The organism is Desulforamulus putei DSM 12395 (genome assembly GCF_900129195.1).
Lineage (GTDB): Bacteria > Bacillota > Desulfotomaculia > Desulfotomaculales > Desulfotomaculaceae > Desulfotomaculum > Desulfotomaculum putei.
The window spans coordinates 14,196-30,325 of sequence record NZ_FQUY01000023.1 but is presented as its reverse complement, the minus strand read 5'-3'; the positions used below and the strand labels follow the sequence as shown (position 1 = coordinate 30,325).

16 protein-coding genes are annotated in these 16,130 nt (G+C 49.6%); all 16 read right to left on the bottom strand.

The features are described 5' to 3' along the window. Nucleotides 1–8: 8 nt before the first annotated feature. The 16 genes from ldhH to murG all read right to left on the bottom strand — a co-directional run bounded on the left by ldhH (nt 9) and on the right by murG (nt 15,989). Entirely contained in the window at nt 9–2,153 is a 2,145-nt protein-coding gene (gene ldhH / locus BUB67_RS12870) for an L-lactate dehydrogenase (quinone) large subunit LdhH (RefSeq protein ID WP_073239825.1), read from the bottom strand. A gap of 10 nt (nt 2,154–2,163) precedes the next feature. After that, a complete protein-coding gene (locus BUB67_RS12865; RefSeq protein ID WP_073239824.1) occupies nt 2,164–2,757 on the bottom strand; it encodes a LutC/YkgG family protein in 594 nt (197 codons plus the stop codon). Between the two features lie 317 nt (nt 2,758–3,074). Next, the gene (locus BUB67_RS12860) at nt 3,075–3,344 is read right to left on the bottom strand and encodes a YlmC/YmxH family sporulation protein (RefSeq protein ID WP_073239823.1); all 270 of its coding nucleotides are present in this window, start codon (nt 3,342–3,344) and stop codon (nt 3,075–3,077) included. Between the two features lie 95 nt (nt 3,345–3,439). Further along, nucleotides 3,440–4,213, bottom strand: coding sequence for an RNA polymerase sporulation sigma factor SigG (gene sigG / locus BUB67_RS12855; protein WP_073239822.1), 774 nt, complete (start codon nt 4,211–4,213; stop codon nt 3,440–3,442). Between the two features lie 191 nt (nt 4,214–4,404). Beyond that, nucleotides 4,405–5,130: an RNA polymerase sporulation sigma factor SigE gene (gene sigE, locus BUB67_RS12850; protein WP_073239821.1), complete on the bottom strand. Its 726-nt coding sequence runs from the start codon at nt 5,128–5,130 to the stop codon at nt 4,405–4,407. A 33-nt stretch (nt 5,131–5,163) separates the two neighbouring features. Then, nucleotides 5,164–6,072: a sigma-E processing peptidase SpoIIGA gene (spoIIGA, locus tag BUB67_RS12845; protein ID WP_073239820.1), complete on the bottom strand. Its 909-nt coding sequence runs from the start codon at nt 6,070–6,072 to the stop codon at nt 5,164–5,166. Nucleotides 6,073–6,306: 234 nt separating this feature from the next. Beyond that, nucleotides 6,307–7,359 carry a cell division protein FtsZ gene (gene ftsZ, locus BUB67_RS12840; protein WP_073239819.1) on the bottom strand — a complete coding sequence of 351 codons (1,053 nt, stop codon included), beginning with the start codon at nt 7,357–7,359 and terminating at the stop codon, nt 6,307–6,309. Between the two features lie 40 nt (nt 7,360–7,399). After that, nucleotides 7,400–8,386, bottom strand: coding sequence for a cell division protein FtsA (locus tag BUB67_RS12835; RefSeq protein WP_238457053.1), 987 nt, complete (start codon nt 8,384–8,386; stop codon nt 7,400–7,402). A 79-nt stretch (nt 8,387–8,465) separates the two neighbouring features. Next, nucleotides 8,466–8,807: a small basic family protein gene (locus tag BUB67_RS12830; protein WP_073239817.1), complete on the bottom strand. Its 342-nt coding sequence runs from the start codon at nt 8,805–8,807 to the stop codon at nt 8,466–8,468. A gap of 2 nt (nt 8,808–8,809) precedes the next feature. Beyond that, a complete protein-coding gene (locus BUB67_RS12825) occupies nt 8,810–9,517 on the bottom strand; it encodes a DUF881 domain-containing protein (protein WP_084127739.1) in 708 nt (235 codons plus the stop codon). A gap of 12 nt (nt 9,518–9,529) precedes the next feature. Further along, entirely contained in the window at nt 9,530–10,231 is a 702-nt protein-coding gene (locus tag BUB67_RS12820) for a DUF881 domain-containing protein (protein ID WP_073239815.1), read from the bottom strand. Then, nucleotides 10,228–10,983, bottom strand: coding sequence for a cell division protein FtsQ/DivIB (locus BUB67_RS12815; protein ID WP_073239814.1), 756 nt, complete (start codon nt 10,981–10,983; stop codon nt 10,228–10,230). Before BUB67_RS12815 ends, BUB67_RS12820 begins: the two co-directional genes overlap by 4 nt. Before the next feature lie 97 nt (nt 10,984–11,080). Then, nucleotides 11,081–12,334, bottom strand: coding sequence for a UDP-N-acetylglucosamine 1-carboxyvinyltransferase (gene murA, locus BUB67_RS12810; protein ID WP_073239813.1), 1,254 nt, complete (start codon nt 12,332–12,334; stop codon nt 11,081–11,083). 14 nt (nt 12,335–12,348) lie between these two features. Further along, nucleotides 12,349–13,260 carry a UDP-N-acetylmuramate dehydrogenase gene (murB, locus tag BUB67_RS12805; RefSeq protein ID WP_073239812.1) on the bottom strand — a complete coding sequence of 304 codons (912 nt, stop codon included), beginning with the start codon at nt 13,258–13,260 and terminating at the stop codon, nt 12,349–12,351. Nucleotides 13,261–13,262: 2 nt separating this feature from the next. Next, a complete protein-coding gene (murC, locus tag BUB67_RS12800) occupies nt 13,263–14,642 on the bottom strand; it encodes a UDP-N-acetylmuramate--L-alanine ligase (RefSeq protein WP_073239811.1) in 1,380 nt (459 codons plus the stop codon). A 231-nt stretch (nt 14,643–14,873) separates the two neighbouring features. After that, complete coding sequence (gene murG / locus BUB67_RS12795; protein WP_073239810.1) at nt 14,874–15,989, bottom strand: undecaprenyldiphospho-muramoylpentapeptide beta-N-acetylglucosaminyltransferase; 1,116 nt, start codon at nt 15,987–15,989, stop codon at nt 14,874–14,876. Nucleotides 15,990–16,130 lie beyond the last annotated feature (141 nt).

The window sequence follows — 16,130 nt, the reverse complement described above, 5'->3', positions numbered from 1 at the left end:
TCTATAGACTATTCTTTTAAAGCTTCTGCCAGCAGTTCGGCGGTGTGCTTAACGGCCATGTTTTTGCCCTTGGCGTCCAGGCCGCCGCTGATCTGCATTTTGCAACCGGGGCAGTCCAGAGCCAGTACACCGGCGCCGGTGGCTTCGGCATTGGCCAGTTTCTTGTCCAGGATGGCCAGAGAGATTTCCGGCATCTTAATGGAGTATGAACCACCGAAGCCGCAGCACTCGTCACAGCCCTTCATTTCGGTAATGTTGACCCCTGCCTTGCTCAGCAGCTCCCGGGGCTCTTGCCAAACACCCAGGGCCCGCTTCATGTGACAGGAATCGTGGTAGGTTGCATTGATGCCCAGACCCTTAAATTTGAGATCCTTGCCGTGCTTGGCTACGAAGGAAGCGAAATCAATGACTTTGGCAGCAATTTTCTCGGCCCGGGCTCTCCAGGCCGGGTCATCCTTGAAGTGATCCAGGTAGTGGTGTTTCAGCACCTCCACGCAGGTGGGGCACAGGGAAACAATGTAGTCCACATTTTCCTTTTCAAAGGCCTCGATGTTCTGCTTGGCCAATTTTACGGCAACCTCCGGAGCACCCATCTGGCTGGCGGGAATACCGCAGCAGGTTTGCTCCAGGGGGAATACAATTTCCATGCCCATTTTGTTGAGCACCTTGTAGGCGGCTTCACCCTGTTCGGGATAGACAAAGTCGCCCAGGCAGCCGGCGTAGTAAGCAACCCTGGCCTTTACTTTACCCCTGGGTACCGAGTGTCCGACCCTGTCACGCAGCGGTGTAGAAGCAACCGCAGGCAGGCTGCGGCCTTCGGTGAGACCGGAGAAGAACAGGGGCAGGTGACGAATCATATTACCCTTTACAAAGGGTTTTTGGGCCAGGGAGGCGGTTCTGATCAAGGAATGGAACAGTTTACGGTTGGTCAGCACCTTCTCCAGAATTAACTTTTGACCCATAGGCAGTCCGTCTTTCTTCACGGTACGGCGGCGCAGTTCCACAATCAGGCTGGGAATGTCAACCTTACCGGGACAGAAAGTCTTGCAGCGCTCGCAGCGCAGACAGAGGTTTTGCAGTTCGCCGGCTTTTTCAAAGCTGTTCAAGAAAGCAGTCAGAATGGTGCCGATACCGCCGGTGTACACGTCGCCATACACGTGTCCGCCCACCTGCTGGAATACGGGGCATACGTTGAGGCAGGAAGCACAGCGGATACACTGCAGGGCTTGTTTGAAAATGGGGTCGTTACGCATTTCGGTGCGACCGTTATCCATCAGCACAATGTGCATTTGCTTTTGCTCGATGATGTTGCCGTCCATGTCAATGGCGGCGGTGGGCCCGGTCATCATGGTTACATAACTGGTCAGTTTCTGACCGGTGGCGCTGCGGGGCAGGGCTTCCAGGATGGGGCCTACATCTTCAAACTTCGCCACCAGTTTTTCTATACCCACCAGAACAACGTGTATCGGAGGTACGGTGGTGGTCAGACGGCCGTTCCCTTCGTTGGTGCACATCACGATGGTGCCGGTTTCAGCCACGGCAATGTTGGCGCCGGAAATACCCATTTCGGCCCGCAGGAATTTGTTACGCAGGTTCTCCCTGGCCACTTTAACCAGTTTGGGAATATCCGGCTCCAGGTTTTCATTAACTTCCTTGGAGAAAACCTCAGCCACTTCACCACGGGTCATGTGAATGGCGGGCATCACCATATGAGACGGACGCTGGCCGCAGAGCTGAATAATCCATTCACCCAGGTCGGATTCCGCAACATCCTGAATGCCGTTTTCATTCAGGAACTTGTTGAGGTGAATTTCTTCAGAAGCCATGGACTTGGACTTAATAATGTGGTTTACATTGTTCTCCCTGGCCACCTTAAGAATGTATTCCTTGGCTTCCTGGGCGGTTTTCGCCCGGAACACGATGGCGCCGTTTTTCTCTGCATTGGCAGCAAACTGGTCAGCCAGTTTCTCCATGTTTTCTGCAGCGTAGCTTTTAGCAATGCGAATTTTTTCGCGAATTGCTTCAAAATCCTTACCTTCATAGGCCTTCTCGCGGGCGGCGGGATAGGCTTCCCCGAAACGGCCCAGGGCACCCTTTAAGTTATCTTTTTGCAGGGCAGCATTAATTTCTTGCTTTAATTTTGCTGTCGCCATGTTGTACCTCCTAGTCAATAAACACGATGATTAATCTTCCAGGACCATGCACGCCAATGGTGAGTACCCTTTCAATGTCCGCGGTACGGCTGGGACCACTGACAAAGGTGAGGTATTTGGGAAGCTCGCCAAGGTTTTTATTGTAAACAGCAATGGCATCTAACAGAGTGGGCAAAAGGTTTTTGGTCCGCACAAATACCATGTGAACCGGCGGCAGAATGGATACCATGCGGCTTTCAATACTGGTGGCATTGCCTACCAGCGTACCGATTTCAGCAATGGCATAGTCCAGTTGGGAAATGCCCAGACCGGCGTCCGCAGCGTTCTGCCGTAAATTCTCATCGGTCATTACAATGCCCAGTTTGCTCCCGATAGCTTTTATATCCACTTCGTCAACCAACGGGGAAGAAGCATAAACAGCCTTCTCAATCTTCAATTCACCAATTAATTTGGCAACCAGTTGACGAGCCTCCTCCAGATTGGCCGCCCTGTGTACTTCCGCGGATAATGCTTCGGCAGCGGTTTTAAATTTTTCGTACAAAGCTTCCCCTTTAAATTCACTGTAAGCGTCTTTCATAGGAATCTTCGCTTGTACGGCGCTCATGCAATCCACCTCTTAAGATATATTTTTTTGGAACCTTTATAATAAAATTTACTTTCTAACCATTATGAGGGCATGATGGTCTGACCACAGTTCCCGTCTCAAGATGTGGCTTCCGCCCTGATCAAAAATAGAAAAAATTAAGAAATGCTAATTATTTATTAACATTTCCTAATATACTGTATTCTTTTTTAATCAGCCAGCCATTTTCTGAATTTAAGTATATTAAAGTTTTCGACAAAATGCAATCATTTTTGCAAGGGTTCCGCCCTTTATCAAACAGTCATAACATTTTAACAAATCTTAACATAATAAATGCTTTAATAACGGAAGGAATCTTCCCCGGGGTTCTGATAGGGGGCTATTTCTACCAGGATGGTATCAATGCCGATTTTTTTGATTTTATCCCAGGGGACAATCAGTTCGTCTTCCCGCCCGAAAAGACCCAGGAAGCGGCCTTGTCCCGGTAAAATGATGGCGGCAATGCGACCCGCTTCCAAATCAATGTCAATGTCTTTAATAAGTCCCAACCGTCTTCCGTCCACTATATTTACAACCTCTCTTACCCGCAGGTCAGAAATCTTGATCATTTTGCCACCTCCCAATTAATGTATATGCAAGAACTTGTTACTTCTACACAAAAAATAGGGCCTCAAAGCCCTACTTCTTTATCGCACTTCTCAAATCATACATACTTTCGCATGTGGTTGAGGGCAGCTTTCTCCAGGCGGGAAACCTGAGCCTGGGAAATGCCGATTTCCTCGGCCACCTCCATTTGTGTCTTTCCTTCAAAAAACCGCAGCGTTAAAATATGCTTTTCCCTGTCACTGAGCCTTGTTAAGGCATCCCGGATGGAAATCTCCTCAAGCCAGCTTAAGTCCTGGTTTTTTTCGTCACTGATTTGATCCATCACAAAAATGGGGTCTCCCCCGTCATGATAGATGGGTTCAAACAGGGAGATGGGCTCCTGGATGGCATCCAGAGCAAAGATGATTTCTTCCCTGGGTATTTTTAGTTCTCCGGCAATTTCATTTATGGAGGGTTCCCTGGAATATTTATTGACCAGGCTGTCCCTCACCTGCAAAGCTTTATAAGCAACATCCCGCAGGGATCTGCTCACCCGGATGGGGTTGTTGTCACGCAGGTATCTCCTTATTTCACCGATGATCATAGGCACTGCATAGGTAGAAAATTTTACGTTTTGGCTCAGGTCAAAATTATCGATGGCCTTCATGAGGCCGATGCAGCCTACTTGGAACAGGTCGTCCACATACTCGCCACGGTTGGTAAAACGTTGTATAACACTGAGTACCAACCTGAGATTGCCGTTAATCAGCTCATTTCTGGCATCCTTATCTCCTTGTTGCATTGCTTCAAACAAAGTTCTCATCTGACTGTTTGTTAGTACAGGAAGTTTGGATGTATTCACTCCGCAGATCTCGACCTTGTTTACCAGCATTGATCGGCCTCCCAACGTTGTTTCTAATACCGGTGGTACCAGTGATAAAACGTTTGCTCTTGACCTTACAGGTTCATTATTACCTTGGCAAATTTCTTATATACATGTATTCGAGGGCAGTAAAAAACCCCAAAAACAACCTCTATACGTTGTTTTTAGGGCTAACTCTCCATATTGCTGTCTCTTTCAAATTACTCCAGGCGATGAATTTCTTTTTTTAAACGCTTAATAATTCGCTTTTCCAACCGGGAAATATAAGATTGGGAGATCCCCAACATATCAGCCACTTCCTTTTGGGTTTTTTCTGACCCGTTGTTTAGCCCAAAACGAAGCTCCATAATTCGCCTCTCACGACCGGATAATTTCAGCAGGGCCTGGTGCAGCAGCTTCTTGTCCACTTCCTCTTCCAGGTTTTTGTAAATAATATCCGTTTCCGTTCCCAGCACATCGGACAGGAGTAATTCGTTACCGTCCCAATCTATATTTAAGGGTTCATCAAAGGAAACTTCCGAACGGGTTTTGTTATTTCTTCGCAGATGCATTAAAATTTCATTTTCAATGCATCGGGAAGCATAAGTGGCCAGCTTTATTTTTTTATGCGGGTCGAAGGTGTTGACGGCTTTAATTAAACCAATGGTGCCGATGGATACCAAGTCCTCGATACCCACACCGGTATTTTCAAACTTTCTGGCAATATACACCACCAGCCGCAGGTTTCTTTCAATAAGTATATTTTTGACCTTGACGTCCCCGCTGCCCAGCCGCTCAATCAAATCATTCTCTTCATCGTTGGAAAGCGGCGGGGGCAAAGCTTCACTGCTGCCTACATAATGAACTTCCTGCCGGTACCCCAGCCAGTGAATAACCCGGGCCACATAGAGCCGGATCAGTATTTTAAAATGCCAGGCGTTTTTCAAGCATCTCCCTCCCTGAACCCATTCCTTAGGCTCCTAAGAAGCCAGCAATTGCGGGTGCAGCAAAGCCCTGTAGGCGGTCTCAGGACTAAGTTTTTGATCATAAATTCCTACCACCACATCTTTAACCTGCTGCTTTTTATCGTTATAGCGGATTTCAATGACATCCGGTCGAATTCCTAATAATATACCGTTCTCCCTGCCCAGGGACTGAAAGGGTATCAACCTCAGGCGTTTGGCGTAGGATGTTTCGGACAGGGACAGGATCATGTGAGACCCGTCCCGGGTCTTCCCCTCATGGAAAAGCCCGCAAATTTCTTCAGGCAGCAATGGCTTCAAAACTTCATATTCCACAATCACAACCGGGTGCTGACTCAAGGGATCGACCAGTTGGTTGCCGGTATCTACCAGCGCCTCCAGGGAAACCTTTTTCCCCCACAGGGTGACAGTCAAAGGTATTTTATCGGCGGTTTGTCCTGCACGCTTGAGCCAGAGGGTGGCTCCCCATTTCCCCGCACAGTAACACAAAGCTACGGTGCAGGATAAAACCAGCCACTTGTTGTACCCAATTTCAGCCAACCGGCCGTCTGATTGAACAACCAGCGTATTTTGCCACAGGTAGTGCAGACCGGAAGCAATCCCGCCCACGGCAAAACCAGCCAGCAAAAGATAAAGGAAACTGCGCAAAACCTTTTTCCAAGGGGCAAATCCAAAGGCTATTAAAACCATCATAACCGCTGTCAATAATTTGGCATACAAGCCAGCCGCCAGGCCCAAACCGGGGACAAAAACCACCAAGGCATAAATACACCCCACTGCTGCAGCGGTTATCATCCTGGCAGGGGAACCTTTTTTCCCGATAAATCTGGACGTTAGCCAAAGCACAGTAAGGTTCATCACCAAGTTTACAAATATAATTTCATCTAAGTAGACCACTTGTCTCATCTGTGCCTACCCCATCATAAAACACAAAGGTGGTCAATACCATCATATGGCTCAGTTAAGCCAAATATTCCATCTAAACCAGGAACAAAAAACCCTGGCAGTATTATACAACGCCAGGGTCAGGGAAACTTGTCAATATCTGGTAATTAATTCCAGGTTTTTTTAGTGTTAGTTCTACATTTTTGTAGTAAATGATGGGTTTAACCTGCTGGTTAATCCGGGTAGGTCCAATTCTTAACGTCGGCGCAGGAAGGCCGGAATATCCAGGTCATCGTGGCTGGCAAAGGGCTTAATATCCATTTCCGGTTTTTTCTTCTCTTTTCTCGCAGGTACATGGTGATCAAAACCGGTGGCAATCACGGTTACCCGTACTTCTTCGTTCATTCTCTCATCAATCACTGCGCCAAAAATAATGTTGGCTTCCGGATCTGCCGCCTGGGCAATAATTTCTGCTGCTTCGTTGACTTCAAACAGGCCCAGGGAGGAACCACCGGTAATATTTAACAATACGCCCCTGGCACCCTCAATGGAGGTTTCCAACAGGGGACTGGAGATGGCCATGCGGGCCGCCTCGGTGGCCCTGTTCTCTCCGGTGGAGCTGCCGATTCCCATCAGAGCAGAACCGGTATCCTTCATAATTGTCTTAACATCGGCAAAATCCAGGTTAATCAGGCCGGGTACGGCAATCAGGTCGGAAATACCCTGAACACCCTGGCGCAGGACGTCATCGGCGATGCGAAAAGCTTCCACAATGGAAGTATGCTTATCAATGACCTGTAATAGACGGTCGTTGGGGATGGTAATTAAGGTATCCACTTTACTCTTTAAATTCTCAATTCCTTGTTCCGCCTGGGTAAGCCTTTTTCTTCCTTCAAAAGTAAAGGGTTTGGTAACAACGCCAACGGTCAGGGCGCCAAGTTCTTTGGCAATCTCAGCCACCACCGGCGCTGCTCCGGTTCCGGTGCCACCGCCCATACCGGCGGTAACAAAGACCATGTCGGCGCCCTTGAGGGCCTGCATAATTTCGTCACGGCTTTCTTCAGCGGCTTTACAGCCGATTTCCGGGTTGGCTCCGGCACCCAAACCTTTGGTCAGTTTGGTGCCAATCTGTATTTTGTGGTTGCTTTGGGACAAGAACAGTGATTGGGCGTCTGTATTAACCGCAACAAACTCAACGCCTTTCAACCCGGCGCTGATCATGCGGTTCACCGCGTTATTGCCGCCGCCCCCGACACCGATTACTTTAATGTTCGCAAAATGATCCAGGTCCAATTCAAAGTCAAGCATGATTATCCTCCTCCGTATTTATGCCATCGAGCCGCTTCATTTACATAAACCTGTCTAAAACTTCACGCCATCCGGAAAGGCGTCCTGAGCGGCGGGTACTTCGTTTGGCTCCATAGAGTACCAGTCCAATGGCTGAAGCGTACACGGGGCTGGTCCATTCCTCCCTGGGTATACCTACCTTGGCGGGGGAACCAACTGCCACCTTGCAACAATTCATTTGGGAAATGGCCAAATCCAAGACTCCCTTTAATAAAGACCCACCACCTGTCAAAATGAATCCACCGGTTAATGATGCAAGCCTGAAATGTTGGCTTAATTCCTGATGGGCCAGCTCAAAAATTTCTTGGATTCGTGATTTTATAATATCTCTGGCTGCGCCGGCAGGCACTTTCCTTCTTTCATGCCCCCCTACACCGCTGATTTCCAAAGTGCTTGCGGGGTCCGGCTCAATCAGACCCAGGGACCGCTTGATCCGGTCTCCTTCACTGATAGAGGTCCGCAGACACACCGCTAAATCGCTGGTAATATGTTCACTGCCAATGGGCAGTGAATGGGTGTAAACGGGCACCCCCTGATCAAAAACCGCTAAACCGGTCACGGCTCCTCCCAGGTCCATTAACACCGTGCCTATTTTTTTATGAGTATCGGTCAAAACTGCTTCACCTGAAGCAATTACTGACGGAATTACTTGCAGGATTTTCACCCCTGCCATGGCAATGCTTTCAGATAACTGCTCATCGGTAATCTGCAAAGTTCCAGTCAGTTGACTAACAACCGGAAAGGAACCATAAAATTCACTGATGGTTTCGCCGGCCATGGCTTGCGACAACCCTACAGCATGGGCGATGGACTTGCCTAATGAGGCTTTGTCAACAACCACACCCTTACGAACTCCCAGGGTGGGACATTCTCCCAACCCCTTGATGACAGGGTAGCCGTTAGGGCTGACTTCCGCGATCACTGACACCACTTTTGTGGTGCCAATATCCAGTCCACCAACAATATGTCTCCTGGCCAAGCCAGGCACCTCCCAGGCAACTGTTTACTTAAAATGTAAAATTCAACATAGAATAGAAATTCCCTTTTACGTATCTATCAAAAATACTTTATTTTTTTAGTAAATGCCGTCGTATAATGGCGAGATTTTGAAATAAACGCACGCCAAAGGCCACCACTGCCGCTGTGCTCAGCGGAACACCCAATTTGGTGCCGATATAAGCCAAACCTGCGGCCAGTAAAATATTGCTGAAAAAACCGGTCACAAAAATGCGGTTATCATAGTGATTTTCCAGGGCTGCGCGAATGCCGCCAAAAACCGAATCCAATGCTGCCAGGACCCCCAGCCCCAGGTACTGGGCATAAACCTGGGGTAGTACCATGGGAACATTTAAACCTATGATAACCCCCAGGGTCAGTCCCACCAGGGCCAATAAGATACCTGCCCACATAGTTATTTTTCCTCCTTCAGCGGTTTGGCATATTCAATGTTAATGCGATGGTTATATGCCGGTACCGTTAGCGATTCCTTTTTTGTCACGGTAACAGCAACTCCCCAGTCCCGCATGGTATCCACCAGGCCACCCTTAATTAACAGGGCGCTCTCCAGTTGGTCCGGCGCCCCGATGGCCAGCACAGAATAAGGGGGAGAAATTCTTGTCAGGTTGACGTCAATGAAAGTTCCCGCCAGACGGATTTCAGTGGTGGAAATAATTCTCTCACCGTTAATCGACAGGGCTTCCGCGCCGGCGGCCCTGAGTTCGTTAACAACCCTGAGCAAGTCCTCGTCCCGTACGGTAAAAAGATTTTCTCCGGCTTGCAGGTCGTCCTTTTTAATAGGCGCCAGGGTAACCTCCACGCCGGGACCTTCTAATTTAGTCATCCCGGCAATTTGACGAACCTTTTGCAATTCCTTCTGTACCGCCTGGGATGCCTCCGGTCGGCCCTTTTCCGCCTGGGCCAATTTGCTTTCCAGATCGCTTGCTTCCATTAACAGCGTGTTATATTCTTTTTCAATTTGTTTTAACTCGGTTGTCAGAAGTTGTACACGGTCGATGGGAACGCCGGAATCCACCCTGCCGGTGGTCCGGAATTGAAAAGCCACCATCATTCCCAAAACCACCGAAACCAGCATAATAGAGATATAGAGTGTTTTATTCATAACCATCCCGCCTTATTCTTCCTCTACCGGCCGGGCGTACTCAAAGGTGGTGGGCCCGGTATACTCGGCAATTTCCAGGCTGGCTTTTTTCCGTACCTGTACCTGGATGCCCCAGATTTTCAGTTGTTCCACCACGCCACCCTTCATAAACAGCGAGTTTTCCAGGGTTTCCGGATTGCCGATGGCAGTGATGGTAAAGGGAGCAGGTAGTCTTTTATTCTTGTTGGTGAGAATGGTGGGTCCGATACATCGTATCTCACTGGTGGCGATTAATCGGACACCGTTTAAGGCCATGGCCTCCGCTCCTGCCGCCTTTAATTCATTGATAACCCGGAGCACATCTTCATCATGCAGCACATATAAATTGGGGTCCTGTCCGGGGGGCAGGGCCACATTACTGTCATTGAGCGTTACTTCCACACCCGGCCCGGTTACCGCTTTGGTACCGGCAATAATCCGGTAGGTTTCCAGTTCACTGTGGTTAATATCAGATACCGTAGCCTTTTTATCCAATTTTTCCCGCAATTCGTTAACCCGCTGCTGCAGCCGGTTACGCTCTTCTCTTTTTTGATTAATTTCATTGGACAGGGCTTGTACTCTGGCGATGGGCGGCGTTTCGTTAATGTCTTTGTAAGACCGATACTGAACCGACACCATTAACCCTAAAACGATGCCGACCAATACAATGCCCCACTGGTATTTTTCCACTTTCACTGTTGGCCCTCCGGTTGATGCTTTGAGTATTTGACCACAGGCACCCTTGGGTTGGATATGTCTACATATTCTATCTCATTGCCGGGCTCCTTCAGGCTGTTTAATACCTGCTGGAAAACAGCGCCTTTGTATTCAATATCCCTGGGCAATCCAAGTCTTCCCTGGACACCGTCGATGGTATACAAGCTGATTTGCCCTGCTTTATTGATATTAATTTCTGATAATTTCATCACTAACGAACGGGGTAATTGGGACAGGGTCTTTAAAGCCACCGGCAGGTTTTCCGATACAACGGGTTTGCCGGGCTCGTTTACTTTTACCTGCAGACCGGTAATGATGGGTAAAGCCGAAGCAATTTGGCCCTTTTGCAAGTATACCCCATCGGCATCCACTTTAATAAAGCCGTTTTGTACCGGCAGAAGCGCCACAGCCGTTCTTTCCACAACAGTAATAATGATCTTATTTGGTAAGGAACGCTTCATTTCCGAGCTTTTAATGAACGGAACCAGGCTCAACCTTTTTTCCGCCTCGGACAGGTTAACCTTGAAGATATTGGCATTGATATGTATACCGGAAAACTGAATAATTTCTTCCTTCGTCAACTGACGATTACCGTACACTGTAATGGATTTGATCTCAAAAAAAGGTGACTGGAGTAAAACATAAACAGCCGCTGCCACCAGTAAAATAAAAAAAACACTTTGTATCAAGTGGTTCTTTTTTCGTGGGGTTCCTGTATGAGGTCGATACACAGTCCCACTCCTTGCCTAAATTTTTCCGTCTATGTTTTTACAACATTATAACTGAAACAAACATTACTTGTCCAAGGCAAAACCAAAAAAAGAGTCACTAACTGTTGACTCTTATAATACGTGCACCCAAGGCATTGTATTTCTTTTCAATTCTTTCATATCCTCTGTCGATGTGTTCAATGTTGCTCAGCACCGTACCATCTTCCCCGGCCAGAGCCGCCAGTATGAGGGCAGCCCCCGCCCGGAGATCGCTAGCCTCCACACAGGCGCCGGTCAGTCGCTTAACTCCCTTGACAACCGCCGTGTGTCCTTCCAGATAAATATCCGCTCCCATTCTGCGGAATTCCGGCACATGTTTAAAACGATTTTCAAAAATGGTCTCGGTGATGACGCTGGTCCCTTCGGCAACAGTCAGCAGGGCCATCATCTGAGGCTGCATATCCGTCGGAAAGCCCGGATAAGGCATGGTTTTAATATCTGCAGCCTTCAGTTGCCCGGTACCCTGAACACGCACCCAGTCGTCACCTACTTCCACCGCCACACCCACTTCCCTTAGTTTGTAGATGACGGGATCCAGGTGCTCCGGTATGACATTGGCCACCGTAACATCTCCCTGGGTGATGGCTCCTGCAATCATATGGGTTCCTGCTTCAATACGATCCGGAATCACAGTGTGGGTAACCGAACCTAATTCTTTCACCCCTTCAATGCGAATGACATCTGTACCGGCACCCACAATCCTGGCGCCCATGGCGTTGAGAAAATTCTGCAAATCCACAATCTCCGGCTCTTTGGCTGCGTTCCTTATGATCGTAGTACCTTGAGCCAGGACGCCGGCCATCATTAAATTTTCCGTAGCCCCAACGCTGGGAACATCAAAATGAATGACCGCGCCAGTTAACTGACTGGCTTCAGCAGAAATATAACCAAATTTTTCTGAGATTTTTGCCCCCAGGGCGGATAAACCCTTGAAATGAAGGTTCATGGGACGAGACCCGATGTTGCAACCCCCGGGGTAGGAGATCTTGACGTTTCCGAAACGACCCAGCAGTGGACCTAAAACGAGGTTGGATGCCCTCATTTTTCTCATCAGGTCCTCAGAAATCTCCTGGGGCTGTACATGGGTACAGTCCACTGTCATGGTATTGCCCTCAAAGGTTGTCTTGGCCCCCAGGTAATTAAGAAGTTCCTGCATAACAAACACGTCTTTTAACCGGGGAACTTGATGGATTTTGCATACACCGCCGCTTAGTAAAGTTGCCGCCAGAATCGGTAAGGATGCATTTTTTGATCCGTTTGCTTTGATGGTTCCCTTTAGGCGGTTGCCCCCTACAATCACGAACTTCTCCATGTTGCCACCTCCGCCTAATCTTCTCCCAACACTCTCACTTCCAGGTGCAGGTCTACACCGAAACGGTCCTGCACCATTTTTCTTATTTTTTCTATCAAGGTCAGAACATCCCGTGCAGTGGCGTTGCCAAGGTTTAAGATCCAGTTGGCATGTTTGGTTGAAACCTGGGCATCCCCCACCCTGAGTCCCTTGCCCCCGCATGCTTCGATTAATCTTCCCGCATAATCTCCCGCGGGGTTTTTAAAAACACTGCCTGCATTGGGATACCCCTGGGGCTGGGCAGCTTTCCTTTTTAATAAATAATCCCGGGTTTCCTGTTCAATTAAACCCCTATCCTTTACGTAACCCTGCCACAGGGTGGAGACGCAAATGACGGGCTTGCCCTGTAGATTACTGGTGCGGTAGGCAAATCCCAGTTCCTCTTTATTCAGTGTTACAAACCGGTTATGTTCGTTTAACACCTCAATGGAGTGCAGGACATCCGCCACACAACCGTTCACCGCCCCGGCATTCATCACAATGGCTCCTCCCAGGGAGCCGGGAATGCCGGCGGCAAATTCGAAACCGCCCACCCCGGCCCTGCGGGCCGCTGCCGCCAGTTCCGGCAGCATAGTCCCGGCGCCGGCTTTGATGGTGGTACCCTCCACAGAAATTCCTGCCAGTCCTCGCCCCACCTTAAGAACCACCCCCCGGATGCCGCCGTCCTTTACCAGCAGGTTCGAGCCGTTTCCGATCACCGTCAGAGGGATGTCATTTTTTTCGACAAACTCCACCACCCGACGAACATCTTCTTTGTCACCGGGATCCACAAAAAGGTCGGCATTGCCACCGATGCGCCAGGTCGTATGCTTCTTCATTGGCTCATTGGTCTGTACGGATCCCCTGATCAGTGACTGAAGTTCACCCGCCAGTGAAGTATAACCCATGCTTACTTTTCCTCCAGTCTCTTTAACAGTTCCCCACCCAGTGTCCAAACATCACCGGCGCCCATGGTTAAAACCAGATCCCCGCTCCTGGCTTCCTTCACCAGGAAATCTGCCGCTTCTGCCAGACTGGGCAGGTACATGACCTGTTGACCTTCCCGCCTGGGAATGGTTTCGATAATCAACTTCGTATGCACCCCTTCAATGGGTTGCTCACTGGCGGCATAAATATCGGTCAAAATGACCAGATCCGCCTTACCGAAGGATTGCCCGAATTCCCGGTAAAGCTGACGGGTCCTGGTATACCTGTGGGGTTGAAAAACGGCAATAATTCTTCCCGGGTGTGCCGATCTTGCTGCCTGCAGGGTCGCCTTCACTTCTGTGGGGTGGTGGGCATAGTCGTCCACCACCCGAACCCCTCTGGCTTCTCCGACCAATTGATAACGCCTTTTGGCCCCCTTAAACAACCTTAAAGCTCCGGTTATTTGAGCAAAATCAAGGCCCAGATGGCGGCCCACCGCTATGGCGGCCAAGGCGTTTAAAAGATTATGATAGCCGGGAACACGCAGTTCCAGCGTACCAAGCTTTTCACCCCCACAGTACACTTCCCCGCAGTTCATGCCATCCTTTGTTGCAAAGGAATGCAAAACATAGTCCGCACCGGAATCCCTCGATCCATAGGTGATCACCGGACAGGGCAGACCTTCTCTCATTTCTTTCAGGATGGGATCATCCAGGCAAATCACCGCCACTCCATCCTGCGGCACTTTGCGGAGAAATGCCTGAAAAGCCTCCACAAGCTTCTCCTGGCTCCCGTAATAGTCCAGGTGATCGTCCTCAATGTTGGTGACCACAGCCACCTGGGGATCCAACAATAGGAACGAACCATCGCTTTCATCAGCCTCGGCCACCAGCAGTTCTCCCCGGCCCAATTTGGCATTCCCACCGATGTTGCTTAAGTCACCTCCGATCAGTATGGTGGGATCCAGCCCGTTCTCTTCCAGAACCAGGGCTGTCATGGACGTGGTGGTGGTTTTACCGTGGGCCCCGGCCACTGCTATACCTCGTTTTTCTCTCATCAGCCGGGCCAGCATTTCCCCCCTCTTCACCAGCGGGATGCCCAGTCGCCTGGCCTCCAGAACTTCCGGGTTGTCGGGAGAAATGGCTGTAGAAATGACCACTGTATCAATATCCCGGGTAATATTGCCGGCCTCATGTCCGATGTGGCATGTGGCACCCAAAGCCTTCAGCCGTTCAAGGACGGCCGACCTTTTAATATCGGAACCCGACACCCGGTAGCCCATCCCCAGCAGAACTGTGGCAATGCCACTCATACCGGCGCCGCCGATGCCGACAAAATGAACTCTCTTCAGGTTTCCCTGCACTTAAATCACTCCTTCCCGAAACAAGACTGCCCCCCGAGTTAAAGCTTTCTTTCTGCACTTTCTTACACCGGCGTAAAGATTACACCACCGGCCAACCCTTTGCTTTCCCGAAAGAGCGTTTCTGTAAGCCATACTATGCATCTTCGCCGGGAGGTGTTACTGCCCAGCCTCTCCCCGGGGCTTGTCCTGTCCCGTACCAATAAAAGACTGCCCCGGCAATCATTGACCATGTTATTGCCGCGGCAAAATCTTTTCCACGCATCTTATAATATCATTAAGCGCCTCGGGCCGCCCCAATTTTTGACTGGCCCGGGACATGCTTTGCAACCTGTCGGGCTGGTTTATAATTCCTTCTATTGTTCCAACCAGTTTGCTGCCTGTCAGTTCGGCATCCTTAATCAGTACCGCCGCTCCCCGGTCCGCCAGTGCCCGGGCATTATATTCCTGGTGATTCTCCGAGGCATAAGGATAAGGGATTAAAACAGAGGGCAGTCCTAAAACGGTCAGTTCCGCCAGGGTCGCTGCTCCGGCCCGGCTTATAACCAGATCTGCAGCGGCCAGCGCTTCGTGCATGTTGTACAAATAGGGCTTAATGATAATATTGACATATTTATCCAAATCAATACCGTTGTTTGTTAATTCATGAAGAAATTCCTGGTACCCCGCTTGTCCGGTGGCATGCAATACTTGTATTTTCGGATGGTTGCCGTACTTTTTGATGACCTCCGCCATGGCCTGGTTTATTTTTCTGGCCCCCCTGCTGCCGCCAAAGACCAGCAGGGTCAGCTTTTCGCCGCTTAAATTCAGGGAAGTCAGGGCATCGGTTCGTTTCGCCTGCATAATTTCCGGCCGCACCGGCAGACCGGTAAGCGTCACTTTGGCCTTGCCGGGAAAATATTTAAGGGAGTCCTCAAAGGTAACCGCAACCTGGTCCACAAACTTTGACAGAATGCGGTTGGTGATACCGGGCAAAGCATTTTGTTCATGAATTAAAGTGGGTATCCCTCGCCTGGCCGCCGCCATTACCACCGGCCCGCAGACATAGCCGCCGGTGCCGATGACAACATCCGGTTTAAAGGTTTTGACAATGCGGGCTGCCTCCCTGTAGCCCTGCCAGGCCTGCCACAGTACCTTGAAATTGGTGAAAGAAATCTTTCTTTCCATGCCGGATACCGTAATGGCCCGGAAAGGGAAATGGGCCTTGGGTACGATATCCGCCTCAAGACCACGGTTGGTTCCTACATATAGGATTTCTGTATTGGGAAAACGGTTTTGCAGCCCTCTGGCAATGGCCAGGGCCGGGTAAATGTGACCACCGGTACCGCCGCCCGTCAAGATGGCACGCACAACCTTCACCTCTTTTCTGTTCGAGGTTCGAAGTTCATTTTTAACCTCTTTGGTAGCACTTTTGTTCTTAGTTATTGGCTGTTGGCCATTGGCCTTTGGTCCCAAAAGCTAAAGGCCAATGGCCAACAGCCAATGACCAAA